Genomic DNA, 22,354 nt, shown 5'->3' on the forward strand with positions numbered 1-22,354 from the left:
GCCGATCGGCAACCGACGCTATCTGCGAAGAGGGTTCGACGATGAGACGAACTGACGGCGAGTTGATCTTGCTATGGGCGTTACCTGTGATCGGAATCATCTGGGTCTCCGCGTTTTTCCTCTTTCCCGGTTTCGGCCACCCCATGTCGCCAACGATGTCGGCGGACGCGGTGGCCGAGTTCTATCGCGATGAGACCGCGCGGATCCGCTACAGCATGATCTTGTTCAACTGGTTTGGTGTCGGCCTGATCCCCACCGTCATCTTGTTGGCGATGCAGGTGCGCCGGATGGCGCACCGGACGCCGATCCTGTCGTACAGCCTGATCGCCTGTGCCGGTGGACCGCCCTGTCTTTTCCTGATCGCCAACATGTTCTGGCTTCTCGGTGCCTTCCGGCCGGAGCGCTCGCCAGAGTTGACGCAACTGCTCAACGACCTCGCTTGGGTCACCTTCACCGTCCTGGTCTCGTACCTCATCGCGCAATGCCTGCTGCTGGCGCTGGCGATCTACTGGGACCGTCAAGAGGAACCCGTTTTCAAAATGTGGGTGGCACACTTCAACGTAGTCGTCGCGGTCGCGTTGGCGCCTGCCGCCTTCACCGCGCTGACGTTCAGTGGTCCGTTGGCGTGGGACGGCTTGCTGTCGTTCTGGGTCAAGAACATCGCGATCGCCGTTTGGATCGTGGTCATGGGAATCGTTCTGGCTCAAACGATCATGCGCCGACGCGCCGGCGAGCCGGTGGCTGCCGCATGAACTCCGCGCTGAGCAGGCTCGTCAGGAGCGGTTGGAACAATCCCAAACGCGAACTGTGGTTCGCGTGGTGGGTGATGGTGATCTTCTACAACCTCTACGGCGTGCTGTTCTTCCTCGTCACCCGTGTCCAGCCGCCGCCAAGCCCGGCCTGGAGCACACCGATGGTCGTGGCGTGGTTCGACGCCAGGCACGACGGAATTCTCGCCGGATTCGGCATAGTGTTCCTCATCTCCGGCATGTGCGCGCCGATGAATGCTCTTCTCGCGTACTCGATGCGACGCATGTCGGTGAGTCGGGTGTACGGATATTCATACCTCGTCATGTACTCGCTCAGCGCCATCCCTGGCATGCTGGTCATGGCCATCGCGATGACCGTCGGCGCCCTGCGACCGGACCGCGATCCTGCGATGATCCAGTGGCTCTTCGACTTCGCGTTTCTGTCGTTCAGCGGCACCATGGGCGTGTTCATGGTCGGTTCGGTGGTCTGGTTGGTGGCCATTTTGATCGACAAGAACCGGGTGTTCCCCAAGTGGTTCGGATACCTGGGCCTTTGCAATGCGTTGACCGAGGTCGTCGTCGCGCCGGCGTGGATCTTCCAACGTGGGGTGTTCGCCTGGAACGGCGCGATCGCATGGTGGATCAACATGGTGGTGTTCCTCACCTACACCGCCTGCTTCATCGTGTTGCTGAGGAAGATGATCGAACGTGAGGACTTCGGCGTCGGCCCGCTGCCTGATCTACCACCCAAATCCGCACGCTTTCAACCGGACTCGGTGGGCGCGATGCAATGACGCACCTCCAGCAAGACTCTTCAACGGAGCAGACCGACCGCCACAGATTCGTGCCCGGGCAGCCGGACATGTGGGTGTTCGTCCTGTTCGAATCGCTGCTCTTCACGGGTTACTTCTCTGTGTACCTCATCGGTCGCATCCAGAACCGCGAACTCTATCTGCAGTCGCAGGCCGCGCTGGATCTGCGCTTCGGCGTTTTCAACACCGTTGTCTTGCTGTTGAGTTCGTGGGCGATCGCCCGCTGCGTTCAAGCGTCTCGTGAAGGTCTCTACCGCGACGCGCTGAGGGGTGCCTTCCTGACCATCGGCTTCGGCGTCGCGTTCCTGGTGTCGAAGATCATCGAGTGGACGAAGGAGGCTCGGCTCGGAAACACGTTCACCAGCAACGAATTCTTCCAGCATTTCTTCTTTCTGACGTCGATCCACCTGATTCATCTACTGATCGGCTTCATCGTGATGGGTGTCGCGGTGTGCCAGTTGTGGAGTCCGAGGCGGCGGTCACAGCAGCTGGTGGAGACCTGCGCCACCTATTGGCACACAGTCGATTTCCTATGGGTCCTGATTTTTGCGTTGATCTACGTCGTGAGGTGAGCAGTGAGCGGAAGGTTCAACAAGAGGCTGGCGATCGTCTGGCTGGTGCTCACCGCGATGACACTGGTCTACGTGTGGCTGGACCACTCTGCCGATGACGACGGGATGCTGAGGGCGAGCACCGTGGTCACGGTGAGCGCGATCGTCATCGCCCTGGTGAAGGTGCGCATCATCTTTCGCGAGTTCATGGAGGTACGGCACGCTCCGGTGTTGCTGCGTCGACTCACCGATGGCTGGGTGGTGCTGATGGCAGCGTGCTTGCTGGGCAGTTACGTCATCGGCTCGGCAGTGGTCGGCTGACTCCGGCGAGTTTGTGTCTGCTCGCGCTCGGAACGGGCTAGGAGTGCGCTGCCGCTGCCCGTCCCGCCCGATAGCCGAACACCATTGCCGGGCCCAGTGTTCCGCCCGCGCCGCCGTAGGCCTTGCCCGTCGCACCGGCCATTGCGTTGCCCGCGGCGAACAACCCCGGGATGACCGAACCGTTCACGTGCAGCACGCGGCCGTCGCGGTCGGTGCGGGGACCACCCTTGGTGCCCATCGCGCCGATCGACACCTGCACCGCGTAGTACGGGGCGGTGTCGATGGGCCCCAGCGTCTTACCTGCCGTGGTGGACGCCGTGGCGTCACCCCAGTAGCCGTCGTAAGCACTCGAGCCGCGGCCGAAGTCGGGATCGGTCTCGTGTACCACGTTGTCGTTCCACGCCGCCAGCGTGCGCGCGAGGCCGTCGGGGTCGATACCGGTCTTGGCGCCTAGTTCGGCGAGATCGGCCGACGGCGAAAACCACTCGGGCGCTTCGTCGCCGGGCAGCACGCCGAGGAAGCCGTACCGCTTGAGATGCTGTGAGTCGAAGACGATCCACGCCGGGTCGTTCGCGTACCCGGCGCGTGGGTCGAGGTATTGGAACGGCCCCGCCATCGAGTTGTATTCACCCGCCTCGTTGAGGAACCGGTTGCCCGCCCGGTTGACGATGATGCTTCGCGGCCGGGTCCGCTCCAACCGCACGCTGCGGCTGCGCGGGTGCCCCTGGAACGTGTCGTCCGGCAGCTGCACGATCGGCACCCACCACGCCTCGCCCATGTTCGCGAGGTCGGCGCCGTGTGCCATCGCCATGCGCAACCCGTCGCCGGTGTTGTTCGGAGGCGACACCGCCCCGCGCATGGGCCCGCGCAGATAGGCCTCGACGAGCCGCGAGTCCCACTCGAACCCACCGGTGGCCAGCACCACCCCGCGTCCGGCGCGCACGCGAATCTCCGTACCATCCACATTGATCCGCACGCCCGTGATGCCGAGGGCGTCGGCGAACAGTTCGACGGCGCGGGCATTCGTCCGCGGCACCACGTCGGCGTCGAGCAGTCCCTTCAACAATCCGGCGATCAATGCGGTGCCTGCCACGCAGTAGTCGCCCGACTCGCTGTTTACCGACGCATGGATTCGGGCGCGCGTCTCGGCGTCGATGCCGACGTTGCTGAAATCCGCCGGAAAGCTGGTGATTCGGTCGCGCCAGTCGCCCAGCCGCGCCAAATCGAACGGCTTGGCGTTCAGCGACCGACCGCCGCCGGGTCGCCCGCCGGGTAGTTCCGGCTTGTAATCCGGAAAGCCATCGGCGATTTCGAACTGCAGTTCGCTGTGCTCCTCAACGTAATCCAGCATTTCTGCACCGGTGCGGACGAACGTTTCCATCAGGTCGTCGTCCATGAATCCGAGCGACTGTGCGCGCAGATATGCCATCGCGTCCTCGACCGGCAACTCACCGTCGACCGACCGCGAATGGGCGGGAATCCACACGATGCCACCCGAAACAGCGGTCGTGCCACCAACGGTCGCGGCCTTCTCGTAAACGGCGACCGACGCCCCGGTGCTCGCCGCGGTCAGCGCCGCCGTCAGGCCGGCCCCACCGCTTCCCAACACGACCACATCGACCTCGGTGTCCCAGTCGCTCACGGCTGTCTCCCTTCGTCGCGCACGCCGAACGTGGGTTTGCGCCTCAGAAATCTGCGAGATCCCGCACAAAAGCTCACGTTCGACGCTCCTTTCAACTGAGGGTCGCGGAGAGTTCGTCGGCGGCCTTGATCACCGCGTCCCTGCCGTCGATCACCACGTCCTCGCGATGTGAGATCAAATTGATGCACGTCGGCGGCGACGGCGGCCTGCGCCGCACCGGCACGGCCAGGCCGTACGTATTGGGCTCGACCTCGCCATGGGTGATGACCCAACCCTGTTGGCGCGCAAGGGGAACCAGGTCCCGTTCGCCAGGGCGCGGCGGCATGCTGGCCAGCAGTGCGATTCCCGCGGCGCCTCGTTCCAGCGGATATCGACTGCCCTCATGGAAGGACAGTTGGTAGAAGACCTTGCTCGGCACGATCACCGCGATCGCCACCTGCTGATCACCCTCGGCCACCAATAGCGACACCGTCGTGCCGAGTTCGTCGGCCAGTTTGCGCAGTGTCGGCACGCTCAACTGTCGGACATTGTTGTCGAACGACGCGCCCAACACCGCCAACCCGGCGCCTGACCGGTATCGACCATCTTCGCCCTTGGCCACCATTTTGAACTGCGCGAGCGTGTTGAGCAGGCGATACGCGATCGTTCGATGCACGCCGATATCGTCGGCGACCTGCTGGACCGTCAACCCCGTGCGCGCCGCGGCGACCAGTTGCAGTGCGGTCAAACCCCTGGCCAACGTCTGCGAACCGGGCGCACCGTTCTGGGCCTCGCCCTCCGGCGTCATGGCGGCCCCTTCCTTGACAGATTCACTCCGTGAGAGTGATGCTCTGACTATAGTGCACATAAATGTGCGATAAATGAGCAGAGTGCTTACAAAATACGAGAATTGCATTCTCGGCGTCAAGAGAGGTCAGGGGTGGCGGAGCACGAGAGCGTGTGGGGCGATCTGCAGGGCGTCCCGTTCACACAGGGGTTCCTCGACGCGGGCGGAGTGCGCACCCGCTACTTGCACGCCGGTGACCCCGCCAAACCCGCGTTGGTGTTCCTGCACGGCTCGGGCGGACACGCCGAGGCATATGTGCGGAACCTCGACGCACATGCCGAGCACTTCTCCACCTGGTCGATCGACATGCTGGGCCACGGCTACACCGACAAGCCGGGCCACCCGTTGGAGGTGCGGCATTACGTCGACCACCTGATGGCATTCCTCTACGCGATCGGCGCCGAACGCGCGCACGTCAGCGGCGAGTCACTCGGCGGCTGGGTCGCCGCACGTGCCGCCGCCGACCACCCCGACCGCATCGACCGACTGGTGCTCAACACCGCGGGCGGCTCGCAGGCCGACCCGGAGGTGATGAAGCGGATCGTCACGCTGTCGATGGCCGCCGCCGAGAACCCGACGTGGGAGACCGTGCAGGCACGCATCAAGTGGCTGATGGCCGACAAGTCGAAAGGCTACGACGACATCGTGGCGAGCAGGCAGCGCGTCTACCGACAGCCGGGGTTTGCCGCAGCGATGAAAGACATCATGGCGCTGCAGGATCCGGAGATCCGCGCCAAGAACCTGCTCGGGCCTGCCGAGTACGGTTCAATCACCGCGCCCACGCTGGTGGTGTGGACCAGTGACGATCCGACCGCCGACGTCGATGAGGGCCGCCGCATCGCGTCGATGATTCCCGGTGCACGGTTTGAGGTGATGCCGGGGTGTGGGCATTGGCCCCAGTACGAGGACCCGAAGACATTCAACGCACTGCATCTCGACTTCCTGTTGGGCCGCTGATCATGGGCGGCCACACGGATGTCGTCATCGTCGGGGCGGGCCCCGTCGGCCTGACCCTGGCCAACATCCTTGGGCTGCAGGGCGTTCGCACCCTGGTGGTCGACGAACGGCCGTCGCTGATCGACTATCCCCGCGGCGTCGGCCTCGACGACGAGGCGATTCGGACGTTCCAGTCGATCGGCCTTGCCGACCGCATTCTGCCGCACACCGTGCCCAACCAGATTCTGCGGTTCTTCGACGCCAAGCGCAGACTGCTCGCCGAGATGGCACCACCCGACGCCCGGTTCGGGTGGCCGAAGCGCAACGGCTTCGTGCAACCGATGGTCGACGCCGAATTGCTCGCAGGACTTGGACGATTCGACCACGTCGAGACGGCGTGGAACCGGCGGATGGAATCCTGCAGGGAGTCCGACGACCATGTCACGGTCGAATTCGCGGACGGCGGCGAACCCGTGCGGGCCCGGTATGTCGTCGGGTGCGATGGCGGCCGAAGCGTCACCCGCCGTCTGATGGGAGTGTCGTTCGACGGCACCACCTCCTCGACGCGCTGGCTGGTGATCGACTGCGCGAATGATCCGCTCGGCCATCCCAACAGCGAAGTGGGCGCGGACCCCGCGCGACCGTACGTCTCGATCTCGATCGCACACGGAATTCGGCGCTTCGAGTTCATGATTCACGGCGACGAGCCCGACGAAGTGGCCCAGGATCCGGAGTTCGTCAGGCGCATGCTGTCGCACCTGGTGCCGCATCCGGAGCGTGTCGACATCATCCGGCACCGCGTCTACACCCACCACTCGCGCATCGCCGGGGCCTTCCGAAAGGGCAGGCTGATGCTGGCCGGCGACGCTGCGCACCTGATGCCGGTGTGGCAGGGCCAGGGCTACAACAGCGGCATTCGCGATGCCGCCAACCTGGGCTGGAAGCTGGCCGCCGTGGTCAAGGGGCACGCAGAGGATGCCCTATTGAACAGCTACGACGTCGAACGACGAAGGCATGCGCGCGCGATGATCGACTTGTCCACCCTTGTGGGACGAGTCATTTCGCCGACGAATCGGCGAGTGGCTGCGCTGCGCGACCGTGTCATCCATGCCGCTTCGGTGGTGCCCACACTCAAGCGGTACATCCTCGAGATGAGGTTCAAGCCGATGCCGCGCTACAGGGAGGGCGCCGTGGTTCACACCGGCGACCAGACGTCGCCGACGGGAACCCTGTTCGTCCAGCCACGCGTTGACACCCGCGACGCGCAGAACGTGCTGCTCGACGACGTGCTCGGACCGGGATTCGCGGTGCTGTGCTGGAGCAACAACCCCCGCGCGTTCCTCGGCGACGACGTGTTCGACAGGTGGAAAGCGTTGGGAGCCACATTCGTTGCCGCTCGGCCGATGACTCAGTTGCACTGGACCGGACACGACGACCGGGACGTGGTGATCGTCGGGGATCGCACCGGCGCACTGAAGGCCTGGTTCGACAGCAACACCGACTCCGTGCTGTTCCTCCGTCCCGACCGCTGCATCGCGGGAGCGTGCATCGCGCAGCGCGCGGCCGAACTGTCCGAATCATTGTTCAGGGTTCTCTGTCTGACCCAGGGAGGAGGTAACGGTGCCACTGGCCCTCTGCTGTATGTCACACAGCCCACTGCTGAATCTTCCGGGACCGTCGCAGGATCTCCTTGACGACATCGAATCGGCGCTCGCTCGCGCGCGTGAGTTCGTTGCGGCTTACGATCCCGAACTCGTCGTGATCTTCTCCCCGGATCACTACAACGGGTTCTTCTATCGGACGATGCCCCCGTTCTGCATCGGCACCGCGGCCCAAGGGGTCGGTGACTACGGCACCCACGCTGGACCGCTCGACGTTCCTCAGCACATCGCGACCGGATGCGCTGAGGCGGTTCTCGAATCCGGTGTGGATGTGGCGATCTCGGCCAGCATGGACGTCGACCACGGCACTGTGCAGCCATTGCAGAAGCTGTTCGGCGACGCCGCGGCCATCCCGGTGATCCCGGTCTTCATCAACTCGGTCGCGACACCACTGGGACCGCTGCGCCGGGTGCGCGCGCTGGGCGCGGCCGTTGGCTCGTATGTGGCGACGCTCGGTAAACGCGTGTTGCTCGTCGGATCCGGCGGCCTGTCCCATGATCCGCCGGTGCCGACTCTGGCGACTGCGCCGCCCGCCGCGCTGGAGCGGATCGTGCACGGTCAGCCGATGACCCCGCAGCAGCGGCGGGCCCGGCAGGTTGCGGTGATGGAGGCGGCCAGGGAATTTGCTGGCGGCAAGGGACCACTTCAACCGCTCAACCCTGACTGGGACCACGCGTTCCTCGAGTTGCTCGACACCAACCGGCTGACCGAGGTCGATGCCTGGTCGAACAGCTGGATCGAAAAGGAGGCCGGCCACTCGGCACACGAAATCCGCACCTGGGTGGCGGCGTTCGGCGCGTTGGCCGCCCACGGCCACTACGCCACAAGGGACCGCTTCTATCGCGCAGCGCCGGAGCTGATCGCGGGTTTCGCGATCCGGACGGCGGTGCTCGATGTCTGAGTCGTTCGATCACACCGTCGACGTCCTGGTCGTCGGTTCCGGTGGCGGTGGGATGACGGCCGCACTCGCCGCCGACGCCGCGGGTCTGAACACTCTCGTCGTCGAGAAGTCACCGCAGTTCGGTGGTTCCACCGCATTGTCCGGCGGCGGCATCTGGGTGCCCGGCGCCCCGAGCCAGCGCAAGGCGGGATACATGCCGGACCCCGACGGGGTCTTCGAGTACCTCAAGCAGATCACCGGCGGCCTGGTCAGTGACGCGCGGCTGCGGCAGTACGTCGACAGCGCACCCGCGATGATGGAGTTCCTGGAGAACCTCAGCCCCTGGTTCGAATTCGTGTGGAAACCCGGCTACGCCGACTATTACCCCGAGTTGCCCGGCGGCTCCCAACTCGGCAGCACCATCAACGTGCCGGCCATCGATCTACGCAAGCTCGGCGACGAGGAACAACATCTGCTGCAGCCGCTGGCGCTCGCCCCGAAGGGAATCTGGTTCGCCCCCAAGGATCTTCGGCTGTTCTATCAGGTGCGGCAGAACTGGCGCGGCAAAGCCGTGTTGCTGAAGCTGATCTGGCGGATGTTCCGGGCGCGGGTATTCGGCGACCGGATGGCCGCCATCGGCCAGTCCCTTGCCGCCCGACTGCGCCTGGCGCTCAAGCAGCAGGACATACCGCTGTGGCTGAGCACGCAGATGACGGAACTGATCACCGACGTCGACGGTGCGGTGACGGGTGCGGTGGTCGAACAAGACGGCAGGCAGCGACGCATCCACGCCCGCCGCGGTGTGATCCTGGCCAGCGGAGGTTTCGACCACGACATGGCCTGGCGTCGACAGCACCTGCCGGTGCTCGAGAAGGATTGGAGCTTCGGCAATCCCGCCGCGACGGGGGACGGCATCCGAGCGGGGGAGAAGGTGGGCGCCGCGACCGACCTTCTGGACGAGGCGTGGTGGTTCCCGGCGATCTGCTGGCCGGACGGCCGGCTGCAGTTCATGCTCAACGAGCGCATGATGCCGTCACAATTCGTGGTCAACGGCGAGGGCAAGCGGTTCGTCAACGAGGCGGCGCCCTACATGGACTTCGCCCATGCGATGATCGACGGCCAACGCTCCGGGGTCACGCACATCCCGTGCTGGCTGGTCACCGACATCCGGTCGTTTCACCGCTACGTGGTCGCAGGCCATCTCCCGATCCCGAAGATTCCGTTCGCACCGGTGCCCACCGGATGGAAGGTGCCGAAGACCTGGCTTGACTCCGGTGTCGTCAAGGAAGCCAACAGCTTTGAGGAACTCGCTGCGAAAATCGCGGTGCCCGCCGCGAATCTGCGTGCAACTGCGGAGCGGTTCAACCAAATGGCGCGCAACGGGCACGACGACGACTTCAACCGCGGTGACAGCGCCTACGACAACTACTACGGCGATCCGACATTGCCCAACCCGAACCTGGCTGCGCTCGGCAAGCCGCCGTACTACGCGTTTCAGGTCATCCTCGGCGACCTGGGCACATCGGGCGGCCTGCGCACCGACGAATTCGCACGGGTGCTCCGCGATGACGGCAGCGTCGTCATGGGCCTCTACGCCGTCGGCAATGTGTCGTCCGCCGTGATGGGACGCAGCTACGCGGGCGCGGGCGCAACCATCGGCCCCGCAATGACGTTCGGCTACGTCGCCGCCAACCACATCGCACGCACGCCCGAAACCGACCACCAAAACCGCTCGATCTTCCAAGGAGGAAGCAAGTGAAGATTTCCCTGTTCTACGAGTTTCCGCTGCCACGGCCGTGGACGCCGGATGATGAGCACAAGCTCTTCCAGGACGGTCTGGACGAGGTGGAGGCGGCGGACAAGGCGGGCTTTTCCACGGTCTGGTTGACCGAGCACCACTTCCTCGAGGAGTATTGCCATTCGACCGCGCCGGAGATCTTCTTGGCCGCAGCGAGCCAGCGCACCAAGGACATTCGGCTGGGCTTCGGCATCATGCACCTGCCACCTGCCGTCAACCACCCTGCCCGCGTCGCCGAGCGGGTGTCGACACTGGACCTGCTCTCCAACGGCCGGGTGGAATTCGGCACCGGCGAGTCCTCATCGGTAGGTGAATTGGGCGGGTTCGGTATCGATCCCGCCGACAAGCGAAAGATGTGGGAAGAGGCTCTCGAGGTATCGATCCGCTGCATGATCGAGGAACCGTTCACCGGGTTCAAGGGCGAGCACGTCGAAATGCCCCCGCGCAACGTGGTTCCCAAGCCGCTACAGAAGCCGCATCCACCGGTGTGGGTTGCATGCACCCGACCCGCGTCGGTGTCGATGGCCGCGCAGAAGGGCCTCGGGGCACTGAGCTTCGCCTACACGGGCCCCGGCCCGCTGACCGAACGGGTGAACGGCTACTACAAGGAGTTCGAAGAGAGCGCCGTGCCCGTCACGCCGCAGATGAACCCGAACATCCTGGCGATCGGCGGCGATCTGTCGATGATGGTGGCGCCCACCGGCGAGCAGGCCATCGAGCGACTCGGCAAGGGCGGCGGCTTCTTCGCGTTCGGCATCATGCACTACTACATGACCGGCATGCACACCCCTGGCCGAACCGGAGTGTGGAAGCGGCATCTCGAGGAGATCGAGAAGGATCCCAGCATCGTCTACGGTCCGGATCGCGGTCCGATCGGTAGCCCCGCGACCGTCCGCGAATTCCTGCGCGGCTATGAGGAAAGCGGCGTCGACGAACTGATTCTGTTGCTGACTCCGCGCCGCCACGAAGAAACCATGGAGTCGATCGAGCTGATGGGCTCCCAGGTGCTGCCCGAGTTCATCGAACGCCACGAGAAGTCGGCCGCCGAGAAGGCCAAACGCATGGAGCCGATCCTCGAGAAGGCCGAAGCCCGCAGGCCGGCCCCGAACGCGCCGGCATTCGACGAGACCTACGCGTTCGGCGGCCTGCCCACCGGCCGCGAGAACTACACCGCCAACGAGGTGTCACTGGCGATGGACGAGATGAACGCCGGCATCGAAGCGGCCGCGGCGAAGCTGAAGTCAGGTGAGGGGTGGGACAGCCGGAATCCTTCTGCGGACGCGAGGAGCAGTGACTGACGGGCTGTGGCGCTACGACGGCAAGCGCGTCGTGGTCACCGGCTGTGCCTCGGGCATAGGTGAGCAGGTCGCGCGGCAGCTCGCGGAGTTGGGCGCCGAGGTCGTGGGGCTGGACCTGAAACGTCCCGCCGTGCAACTCAAAGAGTTTCACAAAATCGACCTGGGCGACGCCGTCTCCATTGATCGCGCCGTAGCCGGTATCGACGGCCCCGTCGATGCGCTGTTCAACATCGCAGGCGTGTCATCGGGCATTGCGGATCCACTGCGGGTCGTCACGATCAATTTCCTCGGCACCCGGCATTTAACCCAGGCGATGGTTCCCAGGATGCCGAGAGGGTCGGCGATCGCGAACGTGTCCTCACTGGCAGCGTCCGCCTTCCGCGAGAACGCCGTGGTCACCGCCGGCCTGCTCGACACCGAATCGATGGCCGACGGCATCGAGTGGTGCCGACGCAACCCCGGGCCAGTCGCCGATGGCGGCGGGTATCGGCTGTCGAAGGAAGCGCTGATCCTCTACGGCATGGCCAACGTCGGGGCGCTGGGCGCCAACGGAATCCGCATCAATTGCACCGGCCCCGGCGTCACCGATACGCCGATCCTCGATCAACTGCGGTCGGCCTACGGGCAGGAGTTTCTCGACTCCTTCCAGACCCCGCTCGGTCGTGTCGCAGGCCCCGATGAGCAGGCGAGCGTGCTGGTTTTCCTCAACAGCGACGCGGCGCGCTACATCAGTGGTCAAGTGATCTGGGTGGACGGTGGTTCAGTCGCGGAGAGAATTTTCGGCGACGTGATCGACGAGAGGCGGACGGAGTCGAACCATGGCCAGCCTGAGTGATTTTCGACGCCTCGCAGACGATGTCCGCAACTGGGGCCGCTGGGGCGACGACGACGAACTCGGCACGCTGAATTTCATCTCCGCCGACAAGGTTCGGGAGGCGGCAGCCCTCGTCAGGAGCGGCAAGGTCATCTCGCTCGGCGGCGACTTCGGCTCCGGCGGTCCGCAGGGTGCCTTCCAGTTTCGGCAGAACCCGACGCATGTGATGACCGTCGATGGCGGTGACGCGAAGACGCTGGCGGAATTCGGACCGCAGTGGCTGCGTAACTCGGTGGCGCACCAAGTCAGCGAGTTCTTCGTGGACAACCCGTTCCGATTCAACGACGACATGATCGTGATGCCGTTGCAGGCCGCGACGCAGTGGGACGCGCTGTCTCACGTCTACTACGAGGACAAGCTCTACAACGGGTTCCCCGCGGATTCGGTGACCAGCTTCGGCGCCTACCACTGCGGCATCGACAAGGTCGATGGTAAGGGCATCATCTCGCGCGGCGTGCTGCTCGACGCCGTCCGCCACCGCGGCGCCGGGGTGTTCCTCGAACCCGGAATCCCGGTCACCCCAAGCGAACTCGACGATATCGCCGAGGCGCAAGGGGTTGCGATCGGTCAAGGCGACATCGTCGTTGTGCACACCGGGTGGTGGACACGGTTCTGCGTCACCGGCGACGGTGCCGAGCCCGGTTCAGGCTTGCACTGGACCTGCGCGTCCTGGCTGCACGACCATCGGATCGCCGCGGTCGCCGCCGACAACCTGATGGTGGAGGATCCCGATCCAGCCAACGGTGTCGAAGGCACCTTTCTGCCCATGCACATGCTGTGCCTGCGCGACATGGGGCTGATGTTGGGCGAGTACTGGAACCTCACCGAGTTGGCCGCCGACTGCGCCGCAGACGGGATATACGAATTCCAGCTCATCGCACCGCCATTGCGCGTGGTCGGTGCCGTCGGCTCCCCGGTCAACCCCATCGCAATCAAGTAGGTAGGACATGACTACGAGCACAACCACAGGGGGCGCGCCGCTGGCCTTGGCGGAACACTACGGGCCAACTCGTCCACGGAGCGCGCGCTGCGGCAGTGCCTGGACGCCGTCGAACGACAGGGCGGCCGGACCACGTTTTTCGCGGGACCCGATCTCGATCTGCCGATGTACGCCCCGCACGAGTTGAAACGCACACCCAAGGCGCTCGAACTGGTCAGCGCGCTGCGGGATGCCGACGCCGTCGTCGTGGGATCCCCCGGCTATCACGGCGCGGTGTCTGGACTCGTCAAGAACGCCCTGGACTACATCGAGGACCTCCGCGAAGACCCGCGGGTCTATCTCGACAACACACCGTGGGGCTGCATCAGTTGCGCGTACGGATGGCAGGCGGCGGTCGGCACGCTGGGCCAACTGCGCAGCATCGGTCACGCGCTGCGGGCATGGCCGACTCCGCTTGGTGTTGCGATCAACTCGGCCGACCGGATATGGGACGACGCGGGACGTCTGGTCGACGCCGGGGTGGCCGGCCAACTCGACATGCTTGCCACCCAGTTGTTGACGTTCGCCCGCGCTGCGTGGGAAGCGACGTGACGGACTTCTGCCGCAAGACCATCCAGGTCGACGGGCTCACCACGGCGTACCTCGAAGCGGGACAGGGTGATCCGGTCGTCCTGCTGCACGGCGGGGAGTTCGGTGTGACCGCGGAGATCGGGTGGGAGCACAATATCGCCGCACTCGGGGAGCACCACCGCGTCCTCGCGCTGGACATGCTCGGGTTCGGCGGATCGGCGAAGGTCATCGACTTCAACGACGGGCGTGGCATGCGGATCAGGCACATCGCGCGGTTCTGCGATGCGGTCGGCGTCAAGTCGGCGCATTTTGTCGGAAATTCGATGGGTGCGGTGAACCTGTTCGTCGACGCCACCTCGGATACCCCGCAACTGCCCGCGCGCACGTTGGTGATGATCTGTGGCGGCGGCGAGATCCAACGCAACGAGCACTCCGCGGCGCTCTACGATTACGACGCAACGCTTTCCGGCATGCGGCGCATCGTCGAGGCGCTGTTCCACGACCCCCGGTATGCCGCGGACGACGCCTATGTGCGCCGACGCTACGAGTCGAGTATCGCGCCGGGCGCATGGGAAGCGCTCGCAGCCGCACGGTTCCGGCGCCCGGGACTGGACCCTCCCGCGTTGCCGTCGAGCGACCGACCGTACGGACGCATCGCCGTACCCACGCTGGTGGTGGAGGGCCAGTGCGACAAGCTGCTGCCGCCGGGATGGGCGGCGGAGATCGCAACCAGGATTGGCGGCGGCCGGTCCTGCGTGGTGCCAAAAGCCGGACACTGCCCGCAGATCGAGCAACCATCGGTGGTGAACCACCTGCTGGTGGACTTTCTCAACGAGGTGCAGCGAAAGGTGCCTGCGTCATGGGGCTGAACATGTCGTGTCGAAATGCACGTTTTGCACACGTCTACTCGAACTTTCTGTACAAAACGTGCATTTCGGCGTAAGGAGTCGGCGGTATGGGCGACGAACTGGCGGGCAAGGTCGCACTCGTGACCGGTGGTGCGTCGGGCCTCGGCGAAGGACTGGTTCGGCGATTCGCCGCCGAGGGCGCCAAGGTGCTGATCGGTGACGTCGACCGGGACCGCGGTAAGGCGTTGGCGGCCGAACTCGGCGGCGACACGTTGTTCGTCGAGGCCGACGTCGCCGATTTCGACCAGGTCGGGCGGCTGGTGTCGACGGCGGTCGAGCATTTCGGCGGCCTGCACGTCATGGTCAACAACGCGGGCGTGTCCGGCACCATGCACCGCCGTTTCATGGACGACGACCTCGCCGACTTCCACAAGGTGATGGCGATCAACGTCGGCGCGGTGATGGCGGGTACACGAGACGCCGCCCGGCACATGTCCGAGCACGGCGGTGGATCGATCATCAACGTCACGTCCATCGGTGGCATCCAGGCCGGCGGCGGTGTGATGACCTACCGCGCATCGAAGGCCGCAGTCATCCAGTTCACCAAGTCCGCCGCAATTGAACTGGCGCACTACGAGATTCGGGTCAACGCGATCGCGCCGGGCAACATCCGCACCGCGATTGTGCGGAAGTCCGCGGCGGGGGAGGACCTCGAGAAGCTCGCTGAGTTCGAGGAGAAGATTCGCGCGCAGATGCGGGCCGACCGTCCGCTCAAACGCGAGGGTACCGCCGAGGATGTCGCGGAGGCGGCGCTCTACTTCGCCACGGATAGATCGCGGTATGTCACAGGCACGGTGTTGCCTGTCGACGGCGGCACGGTCGCGGGCAAGGTGATCCGACGCCCGTGACATTTTTAAATCAGTCGCTTGACTTAATGCGTGGAGGGGGATTGACTAGATCGGTGACCCCCGCCAGGACCGTGCGCGCCGATCGGGCCAGCTCCACCCAGGAAGCGATACTGAAGGCCGCCGAGCGCCTGTACGCCGAGCACGGCGTCTATGCGGTGTCCAACAGGCAGGTCAGCGAGGCTGCGGGACAAGGAAACAACGCCGCGGTCGGTTACCACTTCGGCACCAAGACCGATCTGGTGCGTGCCATCGAACAAAAGCACCGCGCGTCGATCGAGGGGCTACTCGATGCGATGGTGGCCGAGACCGGCGACTCGACCGAGCTGCGCGATTGGATCGCCTGCCTGGTGCATTCATTCACCGAGCATCTGGCGCGACTGGGCAACCCGACCTGGTACGCGCGTTTTGCCGCTCAGGTGATGGCGGATCCCGCGTACCACAAGATCGTGACCAGGGACGCGCTGGCCTCGCCGTCGCTGGCGCGGGTGGTGGACGGGATCACCCGCTGCCTGCCCAACCTGCCGATGGCCGTCGTCGCCGAACGCAACATCATGGCCCGCAACCTGATGATGCACACATGCGCCGACTTCGAGCGGGCCTTCGCCGAAGGCGCCGACGTCCCGCGAATGACGTGGAACGCCGTTGGATTGGGCTTGATCGACGCGATCGTCGGGCTGTGGTGCGCGCCTGTCACGGAGCACGCCTGACATGAAAGTGACTGTCGATCAAGACAAATGCGTCTCGTCCGGCCAGTGTGTGCTGAACGCGAGCGAGGTGTTCGACCAGCGCAACGACGACGGCGTCGTGACCCTTCTGACCGCCAACCCGCATGCAGAGCAGGCCGAGAACACCCGCAAAGCCGCGGCGGCCTGCCCCGCCCTGGCCATCGACATCGAGGACTGACATGTCGGAAATTCTGGCCCAGTTGGACATCCCCGAGTACCCCATGGACCGCGACGCGCGCTGCCCGTTCGCCCCGCCGCCGCAGGTGCTCGACATGGGGACCGCCAAACCGCTGTCGAGGGTGCGGATCTGGGACGGCAGCACGCCGTGGTTGATCACCGGACACGAGGTGGCGCGGGCATTGTTCGCCGACTCCCGAGTCAGTGTCGACGACCGCCGCGAGGGCTTCCCGCACTGGAACGAACACATGCTCTCGACGGTGTACAAGCGGCCGCGGTCGGTGTTCACCTCCGACGCCGAGGAGCACACCCGGTTCCGCCGGATGCTGTCCAAGCCGTTCACCTTCAAGCGTGTCGAGAGGCTGCGCCCCGCCATCCAGGAGGTGACCGACGAGTGCATCGATGCCATACTGGCCGGCCCGCAACCCGCTGACATCGTCACCAAGCTGGCGCTGCCGGTGCCCACTCGGGTGATCAGCGAAATGCTCGGTGTGCCATACGAAGACCACGAGTTCTTCCAGCATCACGCCAACGTCGGACTGGCCCGCTATGCCACCGCCGAAGACGGCCAGAAGGGCGCGATGAGCCTGGCCGGGTATCTCATCGACCTGGTCAAAAAGAAGATGGAAGAGCCCTCCGAGGACGCGGTGTCGGACCTGGCCGAGCGGGTCAACGCCGGTGAGATCAGCATCAAGGAAGCCGCGCAACTCGGCACCGGGCTGCTGATCGCGGGGCACGAGACCACTGCGAACATGATCGGCATCGGCGTGCTGGCGCTGCTCGAGAATCCGGAACAGGCTGCGCTGCTGCGAGATTCCAGCGATCCCAAGTTCATCGCCAACGCGGTCGAAGAATTGATGCGTTTCCTGTCGATCATCCAGAACGGGCAGCGCAGGGTGGCCATCGACGACATCGAGATCGGTGGTGAGACGATCCGCGCCGGCGAGGGCATCATCTTGGATCTCGCCCCGGCGAACTGGGATGCCAGGGCCTTCCCCCAGCCGGACAAGCTGGACCTCAGCCGTGATGCGGGTCAGCAGTTGGGTTTCGGCTACGGCCGCCATCAGTGCGTCGGGCAGCAGCTTGCCCGAGCAGAGCTACAGATCGTGTTTCACACGCTGCTTCGGCGCATCCCGACGCTGAGTCTTGCCATTCCCTTCGACGAGGTGCCGTTCAAGCACGACCGCCTCGCGTATGGCGTCTACGAACTTCCCGTTACCTGGTGATTGGAGCGTCGACCATGTCAACTCAAACAGCCACCCTCTACCCCGCCGAGGGTTGGGGCGCACCCAAGAACCGCAAGGGACACGCCATGGAGGGCGGCCTGACCGGAATCCCCAAGGGCACCGAGATCTTCTCGGCCGACAACCACATCTCGGTCGCCGACGACATCTTCTTCGAGCGGTTCCCCGACGACCTGAAGGGCCAGGCGCCGCGCATCTGGTACGAGGACGGTGCGTACATGGTCGGCATGAAGGGTAAGTCCTGGGTCGGCGGTGACTTCGGCCGCGTGCTGATGCAGTACGACGACCTCGCAGGCGCGGCGTCCAACAACATCGAGGCGCGCATCCGAGAACTCGCCGAAGACGGCATCGATAAGGAGTTGGCATTCCCGAACGCGGTGCTGGCGCTGTTCCATTACCCGGACAAGGCGTTACGCGAACGGGTGTTCCGGATCTACAACGAGTACATGGCCGACCTGCAGGAGCGGTCCAACGGCCACTTCTACGGTGTCGGGCTGATCAACTGGTGGGATCCGAAGGGCACCAGGAGCACCCTCGAGGAGCTGAAGTCATTGGGACTCAAGACGTTCCTGCTGCCGCTGAACCCCGGCAAGGACGACGACGGCAACGTCTACGACTACGGCGGCGCCTCGATGGACGCGGTCTGGGATGAGATCGAGGCGGCGGGCCTGCCGGTGACCCACCACATCGGGGAGACCCCCCCGAAAACGCCGTGCGAGAACAACAGCGTCGTCGTCGGCATGATGATCAATGTCGACTCGTTCCGCGAACAGTTCGCCAAGTATGTCTTCTCCGGGATCTTGGACCGGCACCCGAGCCTGAAGATCGGCTGGTTCGAAGGCGGGATCGCCTGGGTGCCGACAGCGCTGCAGGACGCCGAGCACATGCTGGCTTCCTATCGGCACATGTTCAACCATGAACTTGCCCACGACGTCCAGTACTACTGGAACAACCACATGGCGGCTTCGTTCATGGTGGATCCGCTGGGTCTGCAGTTGATCGACCGGATCGGTGTCGACAACGTGTTCTGGTCGTCGGATTATCCGCACAACGAAAGCACGTTCGGCTACTCGGAGAAGTCGCTGGCGACGGTCGTGGACGCGGTCGGGCCGGAGAATGCCGTCAAGATCGTCAGCACCAACATCAAGAAGTTTCTGGGAATCGACGGATGACCGCATCATTGACGGCGATCACCTGCGCCTCCGATATTCCGGAGTGGCCCGACCGGGCTCGCATGTACCGCGAAACTGGCGCCCGGCTACGGAGCGCCATGGCGGACAACGGGGTTGATGCGCTGATTCTGCTCGGCAACGGCAACGTGGTGTACTCCACCGGCGCAAGTTGGCCGCTGCTGGATGCGGGACTGTCGCACGTCGAACGCCCCGTCGCGATCGTGTTGGCCGACGACGAGCATCCGCACCTGTTCATGCCGCTGCGCGTAGGCGCCGCGTCGGCGACGGAGATACCGCCCGATCACGTACATCCGCCGCTCTATCTCGAATTCGACGAGGGCGTCGCGCATTTGGCTCGGGTACTGGCCGAGCTCATCCCGGCAGGCGCAGCGGTCGGTCTGGACGAACTGACCGGCGCGATGCGCCGCGCGACGGACCGGCTGTTCCCCTCCGGCGCCCCGGTTGACGCTGCGCCCGTTGTCGGTGCCGCCAAGTTGGTCAAGACGGCCGACCAGATCTCCTGTATTCGGCGGGCGTGCCGTATCACCGACGAGGCCGCCGTCGACGTGCAGAAGGCGTTGGCGCCGGGCGTGCGGCAGATCGATCTGTCGGCACAATTCGTGCGTCGCGCATTCGAACTCGGCGCCACCGCCAGCATGCTCGAGCCCATCTGGCAGGTGATGCCCGCGACTCGGGCCGAGGGCACGTGGACCACGCACGGGGACCTCGCGCTTCCGCTGTTGACCACGGAGCGGGAGTTGGCCAAGGGTGACGTGCTGTGGACCGATGTCAGCATCACCTACACGGGTTTCTGCTCCGACTTCGGCCGGACCTGGTTGGTCGGGGAGACGCCGTCGGCACGCCAGCAGGATCAGTTCCGCCAGTGGCGCAGCACCCTCGACGCCGTGCTGAAGGTGATCAAGGCCGGCGCGACGTCGGGGGACTTGGCACGGGCGGCGATCGCGGCGAACGGGGGGAAGAAGCCGTGGTTGCCGCACTTCTACCTGGGCCACGGCATCGGCACCAATGCCGCCGAAATGCCGATGATCGGGACGGATCTCGGCCAGGAGTTCGACGACAACTTCGTCTTCCCAGCCGGGATGGTGCTGGTGCTCGAGCCGGTGGTCTGGGAGGACGGTACCGGCGGCTATCGAAGCGAGGAGATTGTGGTGATCACTGAGGACGGCTACGTGCCGTTGACCGACTACCCCTATGCCCCCTATGGCGATTGAGGTTCTGCCCGACGAGCGGGCACTGCGGATCGGCCGGCGCGAACGCGCCTTCGCCCAAATGGAAGCGCACGACCTTGATGTGCTCGTGCTCGGCCGTCAGGCCAATGTCCGGTATTTCTCGGGTGCACCGCAGTTGTGGGTTGCGGGCACCCGGCCGTTCGGTCCGATCTGTACCGTTGTGCGTTCCTCCGGTGACATCCACCTGAACAGCACATGGGACGAGGGGATGCCCGACGACATTCCCCACGACCACCTCTACGGACTGGCGTGGAACCCGATGACCCTGATCGAGGTGTTGAAAGGCATCGACGGCGTGTCGACGGCGCGCCGAGTCGGAACCGATGCCCTGACACCGTCATTCGCCAAGCTTCTTCCGGCCGCGTTCCCGAACGCCGAGATCGTCGACGGTGAGCCCGCCATGCGCGCGGCCAGGAGGGTCAAGACATCGGAGGAGTTGGTCACACTGCGCGGCGCGCTGCGGGTGGCCGAGGAGTCGTTGGCCACCGCGGTCGCGAAGCTTCGAGTGGGCGCCACCGAGAAGGACTTGACGGGAATTCTGCTCGAGGCGCAGGCCGCCGGTGGGGTGAGTACACCAGCCACCCAGGACGGCGCCTGGGTCACATCGCGTGAGCATCCCTGGCGCAGGACGCGCGGTGGCGGCCGGATCGAAACCGGCGACCTGGTGGCGTTGTCGGCGGGTGTGCTGGCTGACGGCTATGTCGGCGAGGTGGGCCGGACGTGGCCCGTCGGTGACATCACCGACAGCACAGTGTCCGCCCTGTACGACCGATGGAACACGCTGTGGGACAGGCTGGCTGCATCGTGTCAACCGGGTAAACCCGCCGCGGAACTGCTCAAGGCGTATGAGACGGCCGGTGAACCGCTGCCCCCGATGCCGGTAGCGCACGGGCTGGGCCTGGGCTTCGACCCGCCGGTGGTGGTAGCGGAACTGCAGGCCACCGCGGCGAGGGAAGTCTTGGAGCCGGGGATGGTGCTGTCCGTCACCGGTTACGTGTGGCAGGACGGCGTCGGTGCGGTGTTCGGACGCGAGGCGGTGCTGATCACGTCCGCCGGTCCGGAACTGTTGACGTCGAGTCCGTCGTGGGGAAATCGCGCCGGTGTGGCGATCAACTGAAGGAGTTGTGATGGTAGACAAGCGAACTCGTCCCAAGCCCGAAGAGTTGATTCTGTACGAGAAGGATCCGAAGACCAAGATCGCCACCATCACCTTCAATCGTCCTGAGTATCTCAACGCGCCCACCTCGATGGCGAGGCTGCGGTATGCGGACCTGCTCCGGGCTGCGACCGTCGACAACGACGTCAAGGTCGTGGTGATCCGAGGGGTCGGGGACGATCTCGGCAGCGGCGCCGATCTCCCCGAATTCATGGAGGGCTACGACAATACGGACCTCCGGTTGGCCGAGCTGCGGCTGGAGGACGAAGGTGTCGGCGAGGTCACGTACCCGCCCGCGGGAACGTTCCGCAGCGGAGCAACGATCAGCGCCTGGTACGCCAACGTGCAGGCCGGTAACCGACCGCTGCAGGAACTCAAGAAGATCAGCATCGTCGAGGCCAAGGGCTACTGCTATGGCTGGCACTTCTATCAGTGCGCAGACGCCGACCTGGTGATTTCCTCCGATGACGCGCTGTTCGGCCATCCGTCGTTCCGCTACTACGGCTGGGGCCCGCGGATGTGGACGTGGGTACAGATGATGGGGCTGCGCAAGTTCCAGGAGATGGTGTTCACCGGTCGACCCTTTACGGCTGCCGAGATGTACGACTGCAATTTCCTCAACAAGGTGGTGTCCCGGGATAAGCTCGAGGCGGAGGTGGACAAGTACGCGCGTGCTTGTGCCCGAAACCGACCCGTTGACACCGTGTTTCAGCAGAAGGTCTTCTTCGAGGTATACAAACAGCACCAGGGCGAGTACATGGGCAGCCTGTTGTCCGCGTTCTTCGAGTCGATGGGCAGCGGGGTGGCCAACGATGACACCGACGACCTCGACATGATGGAGGCGATCGACAGTGGACTGGCCGATGCCGTCAATGACAATGACAGCAAGTTCCCGCCGGAATTCCGGTTGAGCAAGTCGAACCGCAAGAAGAAGGACTAGTGCCTGCGCTGCATTCCGCGAGACGTGACTTGGTGAACGGCCCACTCGCCTTTCCGCGCAACAAGTGCAATCTCGT

23 protein-coding genes are annotated in these 22,354 nt (G+C 64.8%); 21 read left to right on the plus strand and 2 right to left on the minus strand.

Going from position 1 to position 22,354, the window contains the following annotated elements; all coding sequences use genetic code 11:
• The first annotated feature begins 41 nt into the window (after window positions 1–41).
• From ACGFK1_RS17370 to ACGFK1_RS17385, 4 genes are read left to right on the plus strand one after another with little or no spacing between them, the layout of a single operon-like run.
• Window positions 42–752: a hypothetical protein gene (locus ACGFK1_RS17370; RefSeq protein WP_393431468.1), complete on the plus strand. Its 711-nt coding sequence runs from the start codon at window positions 42–44 to the stop codon at window positions 750–752.
• On the plus strand, window positions 749–1,543 hold the full coding sequence (locus ACGFK1_RS17375) for a hypothetical protein (RefSeq protein WP_393431470.1): 795 nt from the start codon (window positions 749–751) through the stop codon (window positions 1,541–1,543). Before ACGFK1_RS17370 ends, ACGFK1_RS17375 begins: the two co-directional genes overlap by 4 nt.
• Window positions 1,540–2,133, plus strand: coding sequence for a heme-copper oxidase subunit III (locus ACGFK1_RS17380; protein ID WP_393431473.1), 594 nt, complete (start codon window positions 1,540–1,542; stop codon window positions 2,131–2,133). The genes ACGFK1_RS17375 and ACGFK1_RS17380 overlap by 4 nt, the downstream gene beginning before the upstream one ends.
• A gap of 3 nt (window positions 2,134–2,136) precedes the next feature.
• Window positions 2,137–2,433 (plus strand): cytochrome C oxidase subunit IV family protein, encoded by a 297-nt coding sequence (locus tag ACGFK1_RS17385; protein WP_393431475.1) that lies wholly within the window; start codon window positions 2,137–2,139, stop codon window positions 2,431–2,433.
• 37 nt (window positions 2,434–2,470) lie between these two features.
• Here the strand turns inward: ACGFK1_RS17385 and ACGFK1_RS17390 are convergent, their stop codons facing one another.
• Window positions 2,471–4,075 (minus strand): FAD-dependent oxidoreductase, encoded by a 1,605-nt coding sequence (locus ACGFK1_RS17390; protein WP_393431478.1) that lies wholly within the window; start codon window positions 4,073–4,075, stop codon window positions 2,471–2,473.
• 91 nt (window positions 4,076–4,166) lie between these two features.
• Window positions 4,167–4,862, minus strand: a complete 696-nt coding sequence (locus tag ACGFK1_RS17395; RefSeq protein WP_393431481.1) for an IclR family transcriptional regulator — start codon at window positions 4,860–4,862, stop codon at window positions 4,167–4,169.
• A gap of 132 nt (window positions 4,863–4,994) precedes the next feature.
• On the opposite strand from ACGFK1_RS17395, the gene ACGFK1_RS17400 reads away from it, so the two are divergent.
• The 17 genes from ACGFK1_RS17400 (at window position 4,995) to ACGFK1_RS17480 (ending at window position 22,278) form a co-directional block, all read left to right on the plus strand.
• Entirely contained in the window at window positions 4,995–5,858 is an 864-nt protein-coding gene (locus tag ACGFK1_RS17400) for an alpha/beta fold hydrolase (protein WP_393431484.1), read from the plus strand.
• Window positions 5,859–5,860: 2 nt separating this feature from the next.
• Window positions 5,861–7,531, plus strand: coding sequence for a bifunctional 3-(3-hydroxy-phenyl)propionate/3-hydroxycinnamic acid hydroxylase (locus ACGFK1_RS17405; protein ID WP_393431486.1), 1,671 nt, complete (start codon window positions 5,861–5,863; stop codon window positions 7,529–7,531).
• Window positions 7,479–8,399, plus strand: coding sequence for a 3-carboxyethylcatechol 2,3-dioxygenase (locus tag ACGFK1_RS17410; protein ID WP_393431489.1), 921 nt, complete (start codon window positions 7,479–7,481; stop codon window positions 8,397–8,399). Before ACGFK1_RS17405 ends, ACGFK1_RS17410 begins: the two co-directional genes overlap by 53 nt.
• Window positions 8,392–10,137, plus strand: coding sequence for an FAD-binding protein (locus tag ACGFK1_RS17415; RefSeq protein WP_393431492.1), 1,746 nt, complete (start codon window positions 8,392–8,394; stop codon window positions 10,135–10,137). Before ACGFK1_RS17410 ends, ACGFK1_RS17415 begins: the two co-directional genes overlap by 8 nt.
• Complete coding sequence (locus ACGFK1_RS17420; protein WP_393431494.1) at window positions 10,134–11,474, plus strand: LLM class flavin-dependent oxidoreductase; 1,341 nt, start codon at window positions 10,134–10,136, stop codon at window positions 11,472–11,474. The genes ACGFK1_RS17415 and ACGFK1_RS17420 overlap by 4 nt, the downstream gene beginning before the upstream one ends.
• Window positions 11,467–12,309 carry a coniferyl-alcohol dehydrogenase gene (locus ACGFK1_RS17425; protein ID WP_393431497.1) on the plus strand — a complete coding sequence of 281 codons (843 nt, stop codon included), beginning with the start codon at window positions 11,467–11,469 and terminating at the stop codon, window positions 12,307–12,309. The genes ACGFK1_RS17420 and ACGFK1_RS17425 overlap by 8 nt, the downstream gene beginning before the upstream one ends.
• Window positions 12,293–13,288, plus strand: a complete 996-nt coding sequence (locus tag ACGFK1_RS17430) for a cyclase family protein (RefSeq protein ID WP_393431500.1) — start codon at window positions 12,293–12,295, stop codon at window positions 13,286–13,288. The genes ACGFK1_RS17425 and ACGFK1_RS17430 overlap by 17 nt, the downstream gene beginning before the upstream one ends.
• An 87-nt stretch (window positions 13,289–13,375) precedes the next feature.
• A complete protein-coding gene (locus tag ACGFK1_RS17435; protein WP_393432345.1) occupies window positions 13,376–13,879 on the plus strand; it encodes an NADPH-dependent FMN reductase in 504 nt (167 codons plus the stop codon).
• Complete coding sequence (locus tag ACGFK1_RS17440; RefSeq protein ID WP_393431503.1) at window positions 13,876–14,727, plus strand: alpha/beta fold hydrolase; 852 nt, start codon at window positions 13,876–13,878, stop codon at window positions 14,725–14,727. Before ACGFK1_RS17435 ends, ACGFK1_RS17440 begins: the two co-directional genes overlap by 4 nt.
• Window positions 14,728–14,813: 86 nt before the next feature.
• The gene (locus ACGFK1_RS17445) at window positions 14,814–15,614 is read left to right on the plus strand and encodes an SDR family NAD(P)-dependent oxidoreductase (protein WP_393431506.1); all 801 of its coding nucleotides are present in this window, start codon (window positions 14,814–14,816) and stop codon (window positions 15,612–15,614) included.
• 26 nt (window positions 15,615–15,640) lie between these two features.
• Window positions 15,641–16,321 (plus strand): TetR/AcrR family transcriptional regulator, encoded by a 681-nt coding sequence (locus ACGFK1_RS17450; RefSeq protein ID WP_393431509.1) that lies wholly within the window; start codon window positions 15,641–15,643, stop codon window positions 16,319–16,321.
• Window position 16,322: 1 nt separating this feature from the next.
• Entirely contained in the window at window positions 16,323–16,517 is a 195-nt protein-coding gene (locus ACGFK1_RS17455) for a ferredoxin (RefSeq protein WP_393431512.1), read from the plus strand.
• 1 nt (window position 16,518) lies between these two features.
• Window positions 16,519–17,742 (plus strand): cytochrome P450, encoded by a 1,224-nt coding sequence (locus tag ACGFK1_RS17460; RefSeq protein ID WP_393431515.1) that lies wholly within the window; start codon window positions 16,519–16,521, stop codon window positions 17,740–17,742.
• 14 nt (window positions 17,743–17,756) lie between these two features.
• Window positions 17,757–18,932, plus strand: coding sequence for an amidohydrolase family protein (locus ACGFK1_RS17465; protein ID WP_393431518.1), 1,176 nt, complete (start codon window positions 17,757–17,759; stop codon window positions 18,930–18,932).
• Window positions 18,929–20,164 carry a M24 family metallopeptidase gene (locus tag ACGFK1_RS17470; RefSeq protein ID WP_393431520.1) on the plus strand — a complete coding sequence of 412 codons (1,236 nt, stop codon included), beginning with the start codon at window positions 18,929–18,931 and terminating at the stop codon, window positions 20,162–20,164. Before ACGFK1_RS17465 ends, ACGFK1_RS17470 begins: the two co-directional genes overlap by 4 nt.
• The gene (locus tag ACGFK1_RS17475) at window positions 20,154–21,299 is read left to right on the plus strand and encodes a M24 family metallopeptidase (protein ID WP_393431523.1); all 1,146 of its coding nucleotides are present in this window, start codon (window positions 20,154–20,156) and stop codon (window positions 21,297–21,299) included. Before ACGFK1_RS17470 ends, ACGFK1_RS17475 begins: the two co-directional genes overlap by 11 nt.
• Before the next feature lie 10 nt (window positions 21,300–21,309).
• Window positions 21,310–22,278: an enoyl-CoA hydratase/isomerase family protein gene (locus ACGFK1_RS17480; RefSeq protein ID WP_393431526.1), complete on the plus strand. Its 969-nt coding sequence runs from the start codon at window positions 21,310–21,312 to the stop codon at window positions 22,276–22,278.
• Window positions 22,279–22,354 lie beyond the last annotated feature (76 nt).

The organism is Mycobacterium sp. NPDC048908 (genome assembly GCF_043197955.1).
Classification (GTDB): Bacteria; Actinomycetota; Actinomycetes; order Mycobacteriales; family Mycobacteriaceae; genus Mycobacterium.